Source organism: Nonomuraea candida, assembly GCF_000725485.1.
GTDB lineage: Bacteria > Actinomycetota > Actinomycetes > Streptosporangiales > Streptosporangiaceae > Nonomuraea > Nonomuraea candida.
The window spans coordinates 105810-122397 of record NZ_JOAG01000015.1 but is presented as its reverse complement, the minus strand read 5'-3'; the positions used below and the strand labels follow the sequence as shown (position 1 = coordinate 122397).

14 protein-coding genes are annotated in these 16588 nt (G+C 73.2%); 5 read left to right on the top strand and 9 right to left on the bottom strand.

Going from position 1 to position 16588, the window contains the following annotated elements; genetic code table 11:
• Positions 1–130 precede the first annotated feature (130 nt).
• A complete protein-coding gene (locus IO39_RS15600) occupies positions 131–1618 on the top strand; it encodes a Gfo/Idh/MocA family protein (RefSeq protein WP_245641986.1) in 1488 nt (495 codons plus the stop codon).
• Here the strand turns inward: IO39_RS15600 and IO39_RS15595 are convergent.
• The 6 genes from IO39_RS15595 to IO39_RS15570 form a co-directional block, all read right to left on the bottom strand.
• Positions 1572–3017: an IucA/IucC family C-terminal-domain containing protein gene (locus IO39_RS15595; protein ID WP_043622559.1), complete on the bottom strand. Its 1446-nt coding sequence runs from the start codon at positions 3015–3017 to the stop codon at positions 1572–1574. The genes IO39_RS15600 and IO39_RS15595 overlap by 47 nt on opposite strands.
• 101 nt (positions 3018–3118) lie before the next feature.
• Positions 3119–4243, bottom strand: a complete 1125-nt coding sequence (locus IO39_RS15590; protein WP_245641985.1) for an alanine racemase — start codon at positions 4241–4243, stop codon at positions 3119–3121.
• A gap of 218 nt (positions 4244–4461) precedes the next feature.
• Positions 4462–5598 (bottom strand): M23 family metallopeptidase, encoded by a 1137-nt coding sequence (locus tag IO39_RS15585; RefSeq protein ID WP_084772914.1) that lies wholly within the window; start codon positions 5596–5598, stop codon positions 4462–4464.
• Between the two features lie 631 nt (positions 5599–6229).
• Positions 6230–7678, bottom strand: coding sequence for an SRPBCC family protein (locus tag IO39_RS15580; RefSeq protein ID WP_084772912.1), 1449 nt, complete (start codon positions 7676–7678; stop codon positions 6230–6232).
• Between the two features lie 5 nt (positions 7679–7683).
• Positions 7684–8520 carry a hypothetical protein gene (locus tag IO39_RS50650; RefSeq protein WP_052422937.1) on the bottom strand — a complete coding sequence of 279 codons (837 nt, stop codon included), beginning with the start codon at positions 8518–8520 and terminating at the stop codon, positions 7684–7686.
• Positions 8521–8756: 236 nt separating this feature from the next.
• Positions 8757–9704 carry a GlxA family transcriptional regulator gene (locus tag IO39_RS15570; RefSeq protein ID WP_043622552.1) on the bottom strand — a complete coding sequence of 316 codons (948 nt, stop codon included), beginning with the start codon at positions 9702–9704 and terminating at the stop codon, positions 8757–8759.
• A 177-nt stretch (positions 9705–9881) separates the two neighbouring features.
• On the opposite strand from IO39_RS15570, the gene IO39_RS15565 reads away from it, so the two are divergent.
• Positions 9882–10478, top strand: a complete 597-nt coding sequence (locus IO39_RS15565) for a DJ-1/PfpI family protein (RefSeq protein WP_211267029.1) — start codon at positions 9882–9884, stop codon at positions 10476–10478.
• A 100-nt stretch (positions 10479–10578) separates the two neighbouring features.
• Here the strand turns inward: IO39_RS15565 and IO39_RS50645 are convergent, their stop codons facing one another.
• The gene (locus IO39_RS50645; RefSeq protein ID WP_052422936.1) at positions 10579–10923 is read right to left on the bottom strand and encodes an ArsR/SmtB family transcription factor; all 345 of its coding nucleotides are present in this window, start codon (positions 10921–10923) and stop codon (positions 10579–10581) included.
• Between the two features lie 166 nt (positions 10924–11089).
• Positions 11090–12151: a serine hydrolase gene (locus IO39_RS15555; protein ID WP_157548361.1), complete on the bottom strand. Its 1062-nt coding sequence runs from the start codon at positions 12149–12151 to the stop codon at positions 11090–11092.
• A gap of 285 nt (positions 12152–12436) precedes the next feature.
• On the opposite strand from IO39_RS15555, the gene IO39_RS15550 reads away from it, so the two are divergent.
• Both IO39_RS15550 and IO39_RS15545 read left to right on the top strand, forming a co-directional pair.
• Positions 12437–13834 carry an MFS transporter gene (locus tag IO39_RS15550; RefSeq protein WP_043623152.1) on the top strand — a complete coding sequence of 466 codons (1398 nt, stop codon included), beginning with the start codon at positions 12437–12439 and terminating at the stop codon, positions 13832–13834.
• Entirely contained in the window at positions 13831–14661 is an 831-nt protein-coding gene (locus tag IO39_RS15545) for a carbohydrate deacetylase (RefSeq protein ID WP_043622548.1), read from the top strand. The genes IO39_RS15550 and IO39_RS15545 overlap by 4 nt, the downstream gene beginning before the upstream one ends.
• A gap of 58 nt (positions 14662–14719) precedes the next feature.
• Here the strand turns inward: IO39_RS15545 and IO39_RS15540 are convergent, their stop codons facing one another.
• On the bottom strand, positions 14720–15199 hold the full coding sequence (locus tag IO39_RS15540; RefSeq protein ID WP_043622546.1) for a hypothetical protein: 480 nt from the start codon (positions 15197–15199) through the stop codon (positions 14720–14722).
• A 266-nt stretch (positions 15200–15465) separates the two neighbouring features.
• Here IO39_RS15540 and IO39_RS15535 point away from each other — a divergent pair, with 266 nt between their 5' ends.
• Complete coding sequence (locus tag IO39_RS15535) at positions 15466–16485, top strand: LacI family DNA-binding transcriptional regulator (RefSeq protein ID WP_043622544.1); 1020 nt, start codon at positions 15466–15468, stop codon at positions 16483–16485.
• Positions 16486–16588: the final 103 nt, after the last annotated feature.

Here is a 16588-nt window from a genome sequence, read left to right as displayed (position 1 = left end):
TCTCCAGGGGAAATCGGTAGGTTTGGTTGACTATATCCCGATCCACGGTAATCCCTGCGGGCGGCGCCGGAACGGGCGGGGGGTGCGGGCCGCGTACCGCCGGAACGCGGCGTCCGAGATGATGACCTTCGTGAGCGATTTCAGCCCTGTTGACCAGAATCCCACCGCGCCCGCCCCGGCGTCGAGCACGCGCACCCAGGCGGGCCCCGGCGTGGTGCCCGCCTACCAGGCCCCGCCCCCGTCCCGCCCGCGCCGCCGCTACGCCGTGGCCGGCACGGGACACCGGGCCGGCATGTACGTGGCGGCGCTGACCGGCGAGCACGCCGACGTGGGCGAGATCGTCGCCTGGCTGGACCCGAACCCGGCCCGGATCGACCACTACGACGCCGAGGCGGGCCGCGCGCTCGGCCTCGGCGGCCCGGCCGGGCTGCCCCGGTACGCGCCGGGCGAGGCGGCGAGGATGGTCGCCGAGCAGCGGGTCGACACCGTGATCGTCACCAGCGTGGACCGCGCCCACGCCGAGCTGGTCGACCACGCGCTGCGGGCCGGGGCCGGCGTCGTGGTGGAGAAGCCCCTGACGACCGACGCCGACGGCTGCCGGCGCATCGTCAGGGCGATCGCCGACACCGGCGGTGAGGTCGTCATGACCTTCAACTACCGGTACGCCCCCCGCAACTCCGCGCTGCGCCAGGTCATCGCCTCGGGCACGATCGGCGAGGTGACCGGCGTGCACTTCGAGTGGGCGCTGGACACGATGCACGGCGCCGACTACTTCCGCCGCTGGCACCGCGACAGGGCCCTGTCCGCCGGCCTCCTCGTGCACAAGGCCAGCCACCACTTCGACCTGGTCAACTGGTGGCTCGCCGACGACCCGGTCAAGGTGTACGCCTCCGCCGCGCTGCGCTTCTACGGCCACGAGAACGCCGCCGCGCGGGGGATGGGGGAGCGGCCGGAGCGCGGCACGGGCGTCCACGGCGACCCGTACGCCCTCGACCTGCGCGCCGACCCGCGCCTGGAGGCCCTCTACCTGCGGGCCGAGCAGCACGACGGCTACCGGCGCGACACCGACCCGTTCGCCCCCGGCGTGACGATCGAGGACAACATGGCGGTCCTGGTGGACTACCGGCGCGGCGCCATGCTCACGTACTCGCTCAACGCCCACAGCCCGTGGGAGGGCTACCGCGTCACCGTCAACGGCACCGCCGGGCGGGCCGAGCTGGAGGTCGTCGAGCGCGGCTTCGTCGAGCTGGGCGCGGACGGCTCGATCGCCCTCGCCCCCACGGCCGCCCGCGATGCCGTACGGCCCACCGGGGAGCGGGTGGTCGTGCAGCGGCACTGGGAGCGGGCCGAGGAGGTGCCCATCCCCGGCGGCATCGGCGGGCACGGCGGCGGCGACGCGATCCTGCTCAAGGACGTGTTCCGCCGGGACCTGCGGATCGGCGACGATCCCCTCGGGCGGGCCGCCGATCACCTGGACGGGCTGCGGGCGGCCGTGGTCGGCATCGCGGCCAACGAGTCGCTGGCCACCGGCCGGGCCGTCCTCGTCGGCGACCTGGACATCGGTGCCGACCTCACGGCCGGCGCCCCCGTACGGCAGGGGGAGCGGCCAGGGCCGTGACGGCGGGACGGGTCGCAGGGGGGCGCCAGTGCGGCGGCTCGCCGGTGTCGACGAGGTTCCAGCGCCCGTCGTCGTGGAGGCGGTCGTCGTAGTAGTAGACGGTCGGGGGCAGCGGCGTGCCGGCGCCGCCGTGCGCGAGGAAGGCGTCGCAGGCGGCCCGGCGCAGGTGGCCGGGCGGGATGCCGTACGCGTCGCGGGCCAGGCGGGCGATGCGCTCCAGGGCGTGGTGGGCCAGGAAGCTGTCGTAGGTGAGGCTCATGACCTGCTCGCGCGGGTGGCGTATGTCGCGGGGGATGACGTTGACCGGCGGCAGCGGGCCGTCCGGGGACAGCTCGTGCCTGGTCCGCAGGTCGACGTAGACGCCGCAGTCGCGATAGACGATCGCGGTGCGGCCGGCCGCCCGGTCGAAGCTGAACAGCGTGTTCTGCCCGTGCGGCTCCAGCAGGCAGCCGGTACGGGCGACGGCGTCCAGCCACAGCCCGACCATCGGGGCCACGACCCGCCGGATGATCCACGTGAACGGGTCCTCGCCGCTGCGGGCCACCAGTTGCCGCAGGAGCGGCGGATGGCCGGGATGGTGCAGGTCGCGCCCGTACAGGGCGAACAACGGCACCGTGAACTCCAGCGCCACGCCCCCGGAACCGCCGGAGAGCCCCGCACCCGGCCCGCCCGCACCCGGCTGGCCCGCAGCCGGCCCGCCCGCGCCCGGGACCGTGCCGGGGCCCGGGGCACGAGCCGGGTCAGGAGGCGGCGGGGTGATGGTGGTGGTTTCGGGGGAGATGGGGGTGGTGGCGCGGGGGCTGAGCTCGCGGATGAGGAAGCCCCACGCCTCGCGGGGATCCTCGCCCAGGACGCCGCCGGCCACCTCCGGCAGCACGGGCAGGCCGGCGCGCATCAGCTCGGCCGCCGCCCAGAGCTGCAGCGTGATGATCGGCCGGCGCAGCCGCCGGGTGAAACGGGACAGGCGCCGGGGATAGTGCAGCTTCACGAAGTGCGGCTCGACGGGCCGGCCGCCGATGCGCTCGACGAACACCGTGCGCGCGTTCGCCGACGGCACCACCAGCAGGTCGGGGCCCCGCTCCACGGCCCGGAGCGCCGCGCGTCCCGGCAGGCCGGGGAAGCGCAGGGTCTCGGGGTGCACGGGCAGCAGGAACTCCCCGCCGCTCCCGCGGTACAGCTTGGTCACGGGAGAGTCGGCGCCGCCGGGCAGGAACGCGCCGTGATCGTCCGGGACGCGGAACGTCGGCAGGACGAACCGGGGCCGGCCGCGCTGGGGGTGGAACTCGTCAGAGATGTCGAGGTGGTGGGAGAACGCGCTGTAGTCGCGGGTGCCCACGCCCAGGTAGCGCTCGGCGTACTGCCAGAGCCGGAGGAAGTCCCACGTCTCATCGAAGATCACTACGACTCCTTTGCACGTGCGCCGCGTCCGCGTACGTGTGCGTACGCGTGCGGCGGCGGGGGTCGGCGCCGGATCGGCGAGCGCATCGCTGGGACCTCCGATCACGACGGGTCGAGGTAGTGGAATCGCGGCTTGGGATGCATCAGGAAGTCGTGGTGGGACAGGTTGTACGCGTACGCGCCCGCCAGCGCGAAGACCACCACGTCGCCCACCCGCAGACCGGCGGCGGGCAGGTCGCGGGCCAGGACGTCCTTCGGGGTGCACAACTGGCCGACCAGCGTGATCGGGCCCGCCGGCGCCGACGGCCCGCCGGTGCCGAGGGGGATGACGGCGCACGGCTGGTCGTGTCCCCGGGCCACCGGGGTGCGCAGGTGGTGGGTGCCGCCGCGCAGCACGCCGAAGCGGCGGCCGTGGTTGCGCTTGACGTCGAGGACGTCGGTGACGTACCAGCCGTGATAGGCGGTCAGTGCCCGGCCGGGCTCGACGCGCAGGCGGGCGGGGACGTTCAGGCCGGCCAGCGCGGCGGCGTACGCGGGCCAGTCGAAGCGCCCGCCCGGGTCGTGATAGTCGACGCCCATGCCGCCGCCGAGGTCGATCTCGGGCCGCGCCACCCGCGGCAGCCGGGCCCGCGTCCACGGCAGCGCCCAGGCGGTGACGCGCGCCGCCAGGCCCGCCAGCGCGGCGGCGTCCTGCCCCCAGGACAGGTGGACGTGGACGCCGCGCGGCCGCACCCACGGGGCCGCCCGCAGCAGCCCGGCGCACTCGGCCAGGCCGTCCGCGTCCATGCCGAACGGGGTGACCGCGTCCGGCGCGGCGGGGAACGGGTTCGCCCGCAGCAGCACGTCGACCGGGCGGCCGGCGCTCATGGCGATCAGCCGGGACAGCTCGTGCGCGCTCTCCACGTGCACCCGCTCGGCCCCGAGCCGCAGGGCGAGGCCCAGCTCGTCGTCGGTCTTGCCGGGCCCGCCGAAGGCCACCGGCGCCTCCGGCACGACCCGCCGCACCTGCGCGAGCTCCCCGCCGGAGGCCACCTCGAACCCGTCCACCAGCGGCCACAACGTCCGCAGGATCCGCGCGTCGGGATTGGCCTTCACCGCGTAGAACACCTGGGCCACGCCCGCCATGGCGGCGCGTACGGCGGCGACGTGGGCGCGCAGGCCGGGCAGGTGGTAGACGTAGGCGGGCAGCTCGCCCGCGCGGGCCAGCTCCACCGCCAGGTCCCGCACGTCCCCGCACACCAGCTCCGCCCGTCCCGGTTTCGGCCGTTCCGGTTCCGCCCGTTCCGGTTCCGCCCGTTCCAGCTCCGCCCGTCCCGGTTTCGCCCGTTCCGGGTTCGGCCGTTCCGGTGCGCCGGGTCCGGTCGCCGTGAGGGCGTGGTCCCGGCCGCGGTGAGCCGGTGGGTTCGCCGGCATGGGTGCGCGCCTCCTTTCGCATGGCGGCAGGATCAGAGGCGACGACGGCCACCGCACAAAGGCTTCCCTTGTCCCCGGAGCGGCCAAACGTGACGGAACGATGGCCTTCGCCATCGCACACCTTCCGCCGGGGCGGCCGGAACCGGCTCCTGCGGGGGGCGGCGGGCTTCCCCACCCGGTCGGCGGCGCCCGGTCGGCTCCGTCCGGACAGGGCTCCGTCCGGACAGGGCTCCGTCCGGACAGGGCTCCGTCCGGACAGGGCTCCGTCCGGACAGGGCTCCGTCCGGACAGCTGGTGTACGTGCTGCTCCCGATCGATCCTCCCCACTTGACGCACTGCCCGGGCGCCGAGCGCGTGACGGGCCCCGCGTAGTAGCTGAAGCTGCCCGCGTTCGTCGTCCTGCTCTCCCCCTGCGGTTCGAGGAAGGCCGACATCGACGACGGCGACCCGACGTTCGACGTCTTGATCGTGGCCACGCAGTTGTTGCCGTTGCCGGAGTTGTAGAGCAGGTAGACCCGCCCACCGGTGAGCGCGGCCGAGTCGATGACCGCGTACCCGCTGCCGCAGACCTCCTCGGGCGTGTACGGGTTGGTGCCGCCGCCGCAGGCGTTCGTGCTGGTGACGGCCTTCTTCTGGCCCAGGGACACGGTCACGCCGTCCACGGTGGGGCTGGTGTCCACCGTCCCGGTCGAGGTCCGCTGCTCGTAGTGCAGGTGCGGCGCGGTGGAGCCGCCCGTGGAGCCGACCGTGCCGATCGAGGTGCCCTGGCCGACGCTCATCGACCCGCCGGCCGCCCGCGCCATGGTGGCGAGGTGGGCGTAGCGGGTCCTGCTGCCGTCGCCGTGGCGCACCTCCACCCACTTGCCGTAGCTCGTGTTCCCCTCGTCGTAGAAGTACGCGGTGCCCGCGGCGGTGGCGAGCACGGCCTCGCCGTTGATGTCGTCGCCTCCGTAGTCCTGCCAGTCGATGGAGCCCGAGGGCCGGTGTCCGGGGCTCCAGTTGTTCGCGTTGAACGTCTTTCCGCAGGCGAACGGGCTCTTGTGGGAGGTCGCCAGAGCCTCGACGGGGTCCGCGGCGGCGGCCTGGGGAAGCAACGCGGCCGCGAGCGCGACGGACAGGGCAAGGGTCGCGGACGCGACGGCGATCGGCCGCGCGGGCCTTCCGGTCATTGACATGCTCACCTCTTGAACGGGGGGTGGAGAGGGGGTACGTCGAACGCCCAGATCGGCGACGTCGATCGGCCCATGGCGACGGCATGACGGGCGGGTGCGGCGCTCGGAGGGGGGTGGAAGGCTGCCGTGAGGGGACGTATCGACATCGCACCGCCCCGGGGGGAAGGGCGGATTGATCGTGAAGATATCCTCGAAAGTTCTCTTCATCAATCCCTGATGACGGAAACTTTCCGGCCATCTCGGGTGAAGCCGGGGACGGGCCGGCGTAACGGGACGTCCACCTGCCCTTCGGGCGGACGGCCAGATCCGATCGTCAGCCTGAGGGCGTCGACATCCCTGTCCTCGAAGGAACACGGATGAAACTCACTGCCAAGCCGGCACCGCGCCTGCACCACCGCTTTGACGTGCCGGCCAACTCCTCGAACTCCACCTCCCAGGGACGCACGAGCCGGCGTCCCCGTTGCAAGAACTTTCCGGCGGAAACCGTTGGAGCAAAAACGGTCGACCCGCCCGCCTTCCCGGCCAGCGGCCTTCCGGTCCATGGCCTTCCGGTCCATGGCCTTCCGGTCCATGGCCTTCCGGTCCATGGCCTTCCGGTCCATGGCCTTCCCGGTCAGCGGCCTTCCGGTCAGCGGCGCTCCTGCTCCTCGCTTTCCTGGTCGGCGCCTGTCTCGCCCACTCCGTCCTGCTCCTCGCCCTCGGGCTCACCCTCGGGCTCCTCGTCCTCGGCCTGCTCGTCCTCGGGGTGCTCGTCGTCGGGGTGCTCGTCCTCGGGCGCCCCTTCTTCGCCCGCTCTCTCCTCGCCCTCGCTCTCCCCGGACTCCTCGTCCTGCGCGGAGCGCCCGTTCTCGGGCTCCTCCTCCGAGGCCGGGGACTTCTCGGAACCGTCCGAGGGCTCCTCGGGCTTGTCCTCCTGGTCCCGGGCGGCGCGCTCCTCCCGCATCGCCGTCTCGTGGTCCTTGACGACCTTGCTGTCACGGATCTCGCCGCGCCAGCCCTCCCCGATGTTGTCGGGGTGCAGGACGAGGTGCGACATGACGTGCCGCCTGAAGTGCTTGAGCTCCAGCCGTACGCGCCGTCCCTGGGCGCGCCACAGGTTGCCGGTACGCTCGAACAACCCCTGCGGGTGATACTCCAGCACCACCAGGACCCGGGTGAGATCGTCACTGAGGGCGTGGAACGTCACGGCCCCGTCCACGTAACCCTTCTGGCCCTCCGACCGCCAGACGATGCGCTGGTCGGGGATCTGCTCGACGATGTGCGCCTTCCAGTTGCGGTGGGACCAGAAGACCTGGGCCTTCCAGGTGAGCTCCGCGTCCGACTCCTGCTTGACGTTCTCCACCTTCTTCATGAAGGTCGGGAAGTCCTGGAACTGCGTCCACTGGTCGTACACGAGGCGGCGGGGCGCGCCGATGTCGATCGTCTCGACGATGTTGGTGAGCTTCGCGTGGCCCCCCTTGCTGCCCTTGCCGCCGGTGATCTTCTGCATCAGCCCCTTGAGGCCGCCCTTCAGACCACCTTTCAGCCCGCCTTTGACGCCGCCCGTCAGGCCGCCCTTGATCGCTCCGCTCATGAAGCCGCTCGACGGGCCGGAGCCGCCTGTTACCGCGCCGATGAGGCTCGTGCCCTTGTTCTCGGCGTAGTCGGTCAGCCGGCCCGTCAGGCCCTCGATCTTGCTCTCCGCGCGCTTGAGCACGCGCTCGGCGGCGGCCTGCAGCAGGTTCTGGGCCTCGTGCGCGAGCCGTTCCGTGGGCAGGCTCTTGACGATTCCCTCACCCACCTCCTTGGCCACGCCGACCACCTGCCGACCGGCGCTCTTCGCGGCTCCGGCGGCTCCCTGGCCTGCTCCCTTCGCCGCGCCGGCGGTTCCCTGGCCCGCGCTCTTCGCGGCCCCGGTGGCTCCCTGGCCTGCTCCCTTCGCCGCGCCGGCCGCCTCCTGGCCCGCGCTCTCCGCCGTGCCGGCGGCCTCGTGCCCGGTGCCCTTCGCGGCCGCGGCGGCCTTTCTGGCCGTTCCTGTGACGCCTTTGCCCGTGGCCTGTACGGCTCTGCGGACCCGTCCCGGTCCCGTCTCAGTCACCCGACTCACCTCCGAGTCCGACGGGTGTGCCGCACCAGGCGGATGGGCCGGTGCGCCTGCTGCTCATGCTTCCCGGGCTCCTCCTGCTTCCCCGCCGGCGCCCTCTCGGCCTCCTCGCCCGGCTCTTCCGCGGATTCCATGCCCGATTCCTCGCCCGATCCCTGGCCCGGCTCCTCGTCCAAGTCCTCGTCCGGCTCTTCGTCCGAGCTCTCGTCCGACTCCTGGCCTGTGCTCTGATCCGAATCCCGGCCGGAGGCTCCGGCCGGCTCCTCCTCCGGTTCTCCGCCCGGCTCCTCATCCTGAGCCTCGTCGCCCTGAGCCTCGTCGCCCTGAGCCTCGTCGCCCTGAGCCTCGTCGCCCTGAGCCTCGTCCTGATCCTGGTCCGTTTCCTGGCCCTGAGCCGCTTCCTGATCCTGGTCCTCGCCTTGGGCCCGGTCCCCGGCTTCGGCCCCCTCGCCGTTCTCGCCCTTCGCGGGCTTGCCGCCGGCGTCCTTCGCGTCCGCCGCCCGCATGGCCTCGGCGCGTTCGCGCAGCTTGTCGGAGAGCGAGTCGATCTGCCTGCTGGTCGCGGCCACTGCCGCCGCCTTGCCGACCTCCAGGAGGTCGCCGCGCAGACGTTCGGTGATCCGCCCGATCTCGGGGGAGGAGCCCAGCAACCCGAGCCCCTGCGACAGCAGGCCACCTCCGCCCTTGTCGCTCCCGCCCTTGCCACCCCCGGCGTTGCGGCGCGCACGGGCGGCCACCCCGGCCGCCGCCAGGGCCGCGGCCATGCGCAACTTGCGACGCCGCCCGAGGTAGTACCCCGCGAGCACGGCACACGCCACCCTCATCTTGTTCGACATCGTCAGCGCTCCTCCCCCCGACCTCTTCGTCCGTCCCGGAATGCGCCGAACCGGTGCTCGGGAGCATTCGCCGGTCGCATGCCCCCGACGGGGTGAAGAATCCGGTAAAGGACGAAAATTGAGCAGATTTTGGGCGGCCAACACCACCACGCCGGACACGATCCCCCAGCTCCGGAACACCGCCCTGGACGCGCGTTCGCCTCAGCCCCGGCACGCTGCCCGGACGCGCGTTCGCCTCAGCCCCGAAAGGCCGCGCGATAGTCCCTCGGGTTGGTGCCGACGTGTCTGGCGAAGTGGTGCCGGAGGGTCTCCACCGAGCCGAACCCCGTGGCGTGGGCGATCCGGTCCACGGACAGGTCCGTCGTCTCCAGCAGCTCCCTCGCCCGCTGGACGCGCCGATCGACCAGCCACTGCATCGGGGTGGTGCCCATCCGGGCGCGGAACCGGCGCGACAGGCTGCGGGTGCTCATGGCCGCCCGTGCCGCGATGTCCGCGAGGGACAGCGGCTCGCCGAGGTGGTCCTGCATCCAGCGCAGCACCGGCGCGAGATCGTCGGGGTCGCCGTCGGGATCGTGGTGCTCGATGAACTGCGCCTGGCCGCCGGAGCGCTGCGGCGGCATCACGATCGCCCGCGCCGCGCCGGCCGCCATGGCCGCGCCCAGGTCACGGCGGACCATGTGCAGGCACAGGTCCAGCCCGGCCGCCACCCCGGCGGAGGTCAGCACCTGCCCGTCGTCGATGAACAGCACCGACGGGTCCACCTCGACGTCCGGGAAGTCCCGCGCCAGCCGGCCGGCCAGCTGCCAGTGGGTGGTCGCGCGGCGGCCGTCGAGCAGCCCGGCCGCCGCCAGCACGAACGCGCCCGTGCAGATCGACGCCACCCTGGCGCCCCGGCCGGCGGCCTCCCGGATCACGCGGAGGACTTCGGGACGCGGCGGGAGCCCCGGGTCGACGCCCGGCACGATCACCGTGTCCGCCTCCAGCGCGTCGTCGAGGCCGTAGCGGGTGGAGATCCGGAAGGTCTCGCGGTCCCAGGCCGTCGCGGTGACGTCCCGCTCTCCGCACACCCGGATGTCGTACGCGGGCGTCGCGTCGGCGTGCCGCGCGGCGGCGAACACCTGGCACGGGATCGCCAGATCGAAGGCCACCACGTTGTCCAGGGCCAGGACGGCGACCACGCGCATGTGGCCAGATCTTACGGATGCCGGTCCGCCCTGCCACTGTTCGCGCCGCCACCGCCCGGCCATAGTCGTCATCACCGCCAGTCATCACCCACCCGGTCGGCACCCACCCCAGGAACCGCCCACCCGGTCATCGCCCCTCCCACGCCATCACCCATCCCACGACCTCGGAGGATCCCCGTGACGACCCTCACCGTGCACACCGTGCTCTACGACGACGTCGAGGATCAGGACTACATCGGCCCGATCACCGCTTTCGGCGTCAACGACAGAGTCCGTCACACGTACGTCACCGTCGAGGGCCCCCGGACGATCACCACCGCCTCGGGCGTCGAGATCACCGTCCGCGCGCCCTGGGCGCCGGAGGCGGCCGACCTGATCCTCGTGCCCGGCGGCCGGTACGGCGAAGGCTCGGGCGTGGACAAGGAGACCCGCCGCGGCACGCTGACGGCGGCGCTCGCCGCCGCGCGGCGGCCCGGCCTGGTGCTGGGGGCGGTGTGCACGGGCACGCTGCTGCTCGCCGCGGCCGGGCTGATCAAGGGGCGGCCCTGCGCCACGCATCGCATGGCCGCGGACGACATCCGGGCCCACGGCGGCAAGCTGATCAACGCCAGGGTCGTGGACGACGGCGACCTGGTCACCTCCGGCGGCGTCACCTCGGGCCTCGACCTGGGACTGTGGCTGACCGAGCGCTTCTTCGGCCCGGAAGCCGCGCTGCTCGCCGAGCAGATCATGGAGTACGAGCGCCGCGGCACCGTCTGGCGCACGACCACCTGACGCGGTCTCGTCCGCACCGCTGTTGGGACGAGGCGGTGTGGCACGATCTGCGCATGACCACTGACCGCGCCGCCGTCTGACCGCGCCGCCGGCCGGAGGCTCAGGCGGGCAGGTCGCGGGGCGTCCTGCGGGCGGCCCCCGCGCCCTCGGACACGTCGATCGCGGCGGCGGCCAGGGCCAGCACGGGGAAGATCGCGTGCGGCGGCACCCGGTAGACGCCGCGCTCGGGCTGCTCGACCAGCCCGGCCGCGGCCAGCGTCTTGAGGTGGTGGTAGAGCTGGCCGGGGGAGGAGAGCGACAACTCGGCTTGCAGGTCGGCGACCGGCCTCGGCCCGGCCACCAGCAACTGCAGGATCTCGAAACGCGCCGGGTGCCCGGCGGCGGCGAGGACGGCGGCCAGCGGCCCGGTCGGCTGATCGAGCAGCCAGCCGGGGCTGCGGGCCACCTCCCAGACCCACTGGTAGCCGCCGAGCTTCGCCTGGCCGCCGTAGGTGAACAGGCCGGTGTCGTCGCCGTCCGACCGCGGCGCGGGGGCCGAGAGCGCCGCCTCAAGGGCGCTGACCCGCGCCTCGAGATCCTGGAGCCGGTCGTTGTCGCTGGTCAGGGTCGCCTCACTTCAACGCTGTGCGAACTTTCGCGAAGAAGCCGGAATCCGTCGCCATCCGCACAAGGAACTGCTGGTGAGCATAGCTGCGCATGGCGGAGAACCAGGTCTGCTCGGGCAGCCGCCGCAGCGCCAGAACGGTCTCGCGCGGCTGCTCACCTGGCCGGACGATGTACATCGCCTCGCTGATCACCCCCGGCAGCGAGCCGCCCTTGGTGCCGATGAGCAGGGTCTCGGGGTCGGCGCCCGGCTGCCGCATCGGCCACTCCAGGTGCCGGCTCGCCGTCTTGTCCTTCCTGAGCCCGGCCAGGACCTCGTGCAGGACGGCGGGCCTGATCCGGGTCACGGCGTCGGCCCAGGCGGCCTGCCGGGCGAAGCCGGGGAGCGTGAGCCGGAGCTGCTTGCCGGCCTTGACGTAGTTCTTCAGGCAGACGTCGGCGGGCAGCTTGCAGCCGCCGAAGCCGCGCAGGATCTCGCCGTTGATGGTGCCGACGCGCGTGCGCGCGATCTTCCGCAGCGCGCCGGGGCCGAGGCGGTCGCGCAGCAGGTCGGCGGCGGCGTTGTCACTCTCCTCGATCATCGCGGAGACGACCTGGTCGAGGGTGACGCTCGCGCCGGGCTTGAGCCGTTTGAGCGCCGCCTCGTGCGCGCCGCCGTCGGTGCCGGGCAGGTGGTAGGCGTTCCACCGCGCCACGGAGACGGGCTCGCCGGGCTTGACCCGGCCCTTGCGGACGGCGTCGGAGTAGGCGGCGAGGTGGATGATCTTGATGGCCGACGCCACGGGGGCCGGGCGGCCGGCGTTGTGGCTGATGCCCTGGGTGACCAGGGCCACGTCGTCGGGGTTGGCGCGGATGTAGGCGAGAACGGCCTCGGCGTCCTTCAGGTCGGCGGGCGCGGAGGCCGGGCCGGCGGAGGGGGCGGGAGCGGCCCCGGCCGGGGTGGTCGTGGCGGTGGCCGGAGTGGTGGCCGTCGTCGTGGCTGTGGCTGTGGCTGTGGCGGTGGCCGGCGTGGCCGCGGTGATCGGAGCCGCCAGCAGCGGGGACAGGAGCACGGCAAGGATGCTTCGCATGCCTTTATTCAACCATAAAATCGGAATTTCGGAATAACGAGTTTTCGGCCGGTGGCCCGTGCCCGTAGCCACCGCCCGCCCGCCGGGCGTGTACTTGGACCGACGTGCACCCCGCCCGCTGGGGCGACCCGGCCGGGCGGGGCCCGTCCGGACGGACGGGGCGTGCCCGGAAGGCCGGGGGCGGTTCCGGAGGGGCGCGGCACGACTTCGCTTCACCCGCTGTTCGTGTTCGAGTGCGAAGGTGACGCCACGCACGGCGCCGGCTTCGGCGAGGAAGGTGATCGCGTGTCCCAGCCCGGTACGGCCCCCGCCCCGGCGCGCACTCCCGCGTGGCGCTACGCCATCGGGATGTTCGGCACCTCGATCCCGATCAACATGATCAAGGGATCGGTCATCCTCTTCTACGTCGACATCCTCGGGCTCGACGTGCGCGCCTACGGTGCGGTCATGGTCGTCTACGCGATCATCGACGCCCTGGACAACCCGCTGCTCGGCCACCTCTCCGACCGCACCAGGACCCGGTTCGGCCGGCGCCGGCCGTGGCTGCTCGTCGGCGCGCCGATGCTCACGGCCTGCATGATCGCGCTCTTCTCCGCCCCGTCCACGCTGGAGGGCGCCGGCCTGGTGCTCTGGTTCGCGGTGTTCGCGATCCTGTGCGAAGCTTTCGACTCGATGCTGAACGCCAACTACGGCGCGCTGCTCCCCGAGCTCTATCCCCGCGAGCGTGACCGCGCCGTCGCCAACGGCCTGCGCCAGGGCTTCCAGCTCGTGGCGCTGGTGATCTCGCTCGCGGTCACCCCGCTGCTCACCACGGGCGTGTTCGGCACCGCGGAGTCCACCGAGGGCTTCCGCACCACGGCGATCATCTACGGCGCGGTCGCGCTCGTCGTGATCGTGTTCATGGCGCTCGGCGCGCGCGAGCGGCCCCGCTACTCCACCCGCGAGCGGCCGCGGCTGCTGCCCAGCCTGTGGTCGATCGTGCGCACCCGGACGTTCTGGACGGTCGGGCTCACCGGCGCCTGCTACGGGGTGGCCATGGCGCTCGTGCTCTCGGGCATCCAGCTGTACGTCCGCTACTCGCTCGGCCTGCCGGTCCAGGACGCGCTCTACCTCCAGGGCATCGTCATCGTCGTCTCGGCGGGCGGCCTGGCCGTGTGGACGCGGGTCATCGCCCGGCGCGGCGCGCTGTGGGCCTGGCGGGTCGCGTTCGTGGTGCTCGCGGCCGGGTTCGCGGCCCTGTTCTTCGCCACCGGCCTCGGCGCCGCGATCGCCGCGGGGGTGGTCGTCGGGGCCGGATGGTCGGGCCAGCTCGCGACGAACGACCTCATCGTCGCCCGGGTGCTGGACGCCGACGCGGCGCGCAACGGGGAGCACCGCGAAGGGCTCTTCCTGTCCGCGTTCGGCTTCTTCGGACGGCTCAACGGGATCGTGACCGGGCTCGCGCTCACCTCGCTGGGCCTGTTCTTCGGCTACAACTCCGGCGCCGACCCCGGGGCCGATCCCGGGCTGGCGTTCCGGGTGTACCTGTGCGTCTACCCGTTCGTGCTGACGGCGATCGGCGCGGTGGCGGCGCGGCTCATCTCGGTCCCGATCGAGACCCCGCCCGAGGCGACCGACCCCGCCGACCCCGCCGGCCCGCCACGGGGCCCCGCCGACGGGGCGGCCGTGGAGCGGCCGCGATGAGCCGGCGGGTCGTGATCACGGCCGACGACCTGGGCAGGGAGCCGGGCACGACCGAGGTCATCGCCGAACTGCTGGCCGAGGGACACGTGTCCGCCACGACGCTCATCTGCGTCTCGCCGGAGGCGGAGCGGGCCGCGTACCGGGTGGGCGGGCTCGGCGTCGTGCCCAGGCTGCACGTGACACTCACGAGCGAGCGCGGCCTGCCGCGCTGGCGGCCGCTCGACGGCGCGGCCAGCCTCGTCGATCCGGACGGGACGCTCACCGACGACCCGATGGCGCTGGGCGCCCGCGGCGAGGCCCCGGACGTCATCGCGGAGGCGGAAGCCCAGCTGCGCTGGATGCGCGGGCGCGGCCTCGCGCCCGTGGCCGCCGACTCCCACGCCGGCACCCTCTACGGCCTGCACGGCAGGTCGTGGCTGGCCGAGGCGCTCGGCTGGTGCGCCCGCCACGGCCTGGCCTTCCGGCTGCCCCGCGACCCGGCGCCGTACTTCGGGGGGCCGCTCCCGCCGGGGCTCGCCGAGGCCCACGAGCGCGCCGTCGCCCTCGCCGACGCGCTCGGCGTGCCCATCCCGCGCACGATCGCCACCAACCGGCGCACCGCGCGCGAGCTCGGCTCGTACGAGCGGCTGCGGGACGACTACCTGCGCCGGCTCGCGGCGCTTCCCGAGGGCGTCAGCGAGCTGTTCCTGCACCCGTCCCGCGAGGACGCGGTCACCGGCCCCGACGGCATCGTGCGGGCCTGGGAGACCCGGCTGCTGCGCGACCCGCTCTGGCACCGCGCCCTGGAGCGCGAGGGCGTGGAGGTCGTCGGCGGCTGGTGGCCCTGACCCGCCGGCGGTGTCCGGCCCACCCCGGACACCGCCGTGCGGGCGGCCGGCTCCCCGATCAGGTGAAGGGGTTGTCGGAGGTGAAGGACCTGGTGCGGGTGTTGTACTGCATGCCGGGGTAGAACCAGCCGGCGGTCACGTCGAAGCGGACGTTGGCGATGGCGGCGCCGTGGTTCACCTCGGCCGCGTACAGCGAGGTCTGCTGGCAGCCGGGGGTGGTCGTCGAGCCGGCGGAGACCGGGTAGTGCTGGGTGGTGCCGTTGATGAAGATCCGCAGGTTCGGCGCGGGGTAGGCCCGCAGCCAGCACAGTTGCAGCGAGTAGCGGAACATGGCGGTCCCGTCGTCGAAGGCCACCGTGCCCTGCAGCCGGGCCAGCGGGGTGTTGTAGGGGTCGGTCGCGTTGACCTGGACGGAGACCGGCTGGTCCGGGCCGTACGCCGCGTGCGCGGGGCTGAGGGGCAGGAGCGCGGCGGCGATCGCGGCGATGGCGATGGCGATCGACCTCGTCAGCCGGCCGGCTCTGGAACGTGCTGCCAATTCGCACCTCGTCTCTTCAAGGCGGATGGGGGAGTGCCGCGCGGTGATTATTCGGTGAAAGGAGGAACCGGGTCCAGGCGGGCGTCCGGGGCCCCGATTCCGGCCGGACGCTAAACGGCCCCACGAGCCATCCCGCCGACCGGCTACGGTGCGTCACCAGCGGAGGAGCGGCACCCGGTGGTACCGAAAATTTCAGGGCTTCTGTGAAAGTTTCATCGACCGGTGAGAGGTGGGGCGCGCGGCGGAGGTCGTGAAAGGATGCCGGGGTGGTGACGATACAGGACGTGGCCAAGGCCGCCGGGGTCTCGCCGATGACCGTTTCCCACGTCATCAACCACCATCCGCACGTCAAGAACGAGACGCGCGAGCGCGTGCTGCGGGCCATCGACGAGCTGGGCTACCGGGTCAACGTGGCGGCCCGCAACCTGCGCACCGGGCGTACCGGGACGATCGGGCTCGCCGTCCCCGAGGTCGACCGCCCCTACTACGGGCAGCTCGCCGCCGAGATCATCGCGGCGGCGGCCGGGCACGGCCTCAAGGTCGCCATCGAGCAGACCGGCGCCTCGCGCGAGGGCGAGCTGGCCGCGCTGGCCCTGTCGCGCAACCGCCTCTACGACGGTCTCATCCTCAGCACGGTCGGGCTCGGCCCGGCCGACACCGACCTGCTCAAGGTCGACCATCCCGTGGTCATCCTGGGGGAGCGGATCTTCGACGGCCCGGTCGACCACGTCGCGATGCCCAATGTCGCGGGCGCGCGGGCCGCGACCGCCCACCTCATCGAGCGGGGCTGCCGCCGCGTCGCGCTCGTGGACGGCCTGCGGCGCGGCGAGGTCGACGTCTCCAGCCTGCGCTACGACGGCTACCGCGAGGCCCTCGACGCGGCCGGCCTGCCGTTCGACCCGCGGCTCGTGGCCCCGATCGAGCGGCTGACGATGGAGCACGGGGCGGCGGCCGCGCGCCGGCTGGCCGGATCGGGGGCGGAGTTCGACGGCGTGTTCTGCGTGACCGACACGGTCGCGATCGGGGTGCTGCGTGGGCTGGCCGACAGCGGGCTGAGCGTGCCGCGCGACGTGAAGGTGATCGGCTTCGACAACGTCGCCGAGGGCGCCTACCTCGTGCCGTCGTTGTCGTCGATCGACCCCGACCACGCGCTCATGGCCGGCACGGCCGTCGGGTTCCTGGCCGAGCGCATCGCCGAGAAGGGCAAGAAGGGGGCGCGCGGGCCCGCCGCTCGCGAGTTCATCGGCGACTTCTCCCTCGTCGCCCGCGAGTCGACCGGCGCGTAACACTCGTCACCCGGGATCGGCGTGCCTGCCCGTCGGGCCGGGGCCTTGGCATACCCGAGGTTGCGGCGTCGATCTAGGTGTTTTGTGGTGGTACGGTCCTCTG

Excerpts from the sequence above, each read along its gene's own strand:
- IO39_RS15545 (WP_043622548.1), top strand. The coding sequence starts at position 13,831 with ATGAGCCGGCGGGTCGTGATCACGGCCGACGACCTGGGCAGGGAGCCG.
- IO39_RS15570 (WP_043622552.1), bottom strand. The coding sequence starts at position 9,704 with ATGCGCGTGGTCGCCGTCCTGGCCCTGGACAACGTGGTGGCCTTCGAT.
- IO39_RS15555 (WP_157548361.1), bottom strand. The coding sequence starts at position 12,151 with ATGCGAAGCATCCTTGCCGTGCTCCTGTCCCCGCTGCTGGCGGCTCCG.
- IO39_RS50650 (WP_052422937.1), bottom strand. The coding sequence starts at position 8,520 with ATGTCGAACAAGATGAGGGTGGCGTGTGCCGTGCTCGCGGGGTACTAC.
- IO39_RS15585 (WP_084772914.1), bottom strand. The coding sequence starts at position 5,598 with ATGACCGGAAGGCCCGCGCGGCCGATCGCCGTCGCGTCCGCGACCCTT.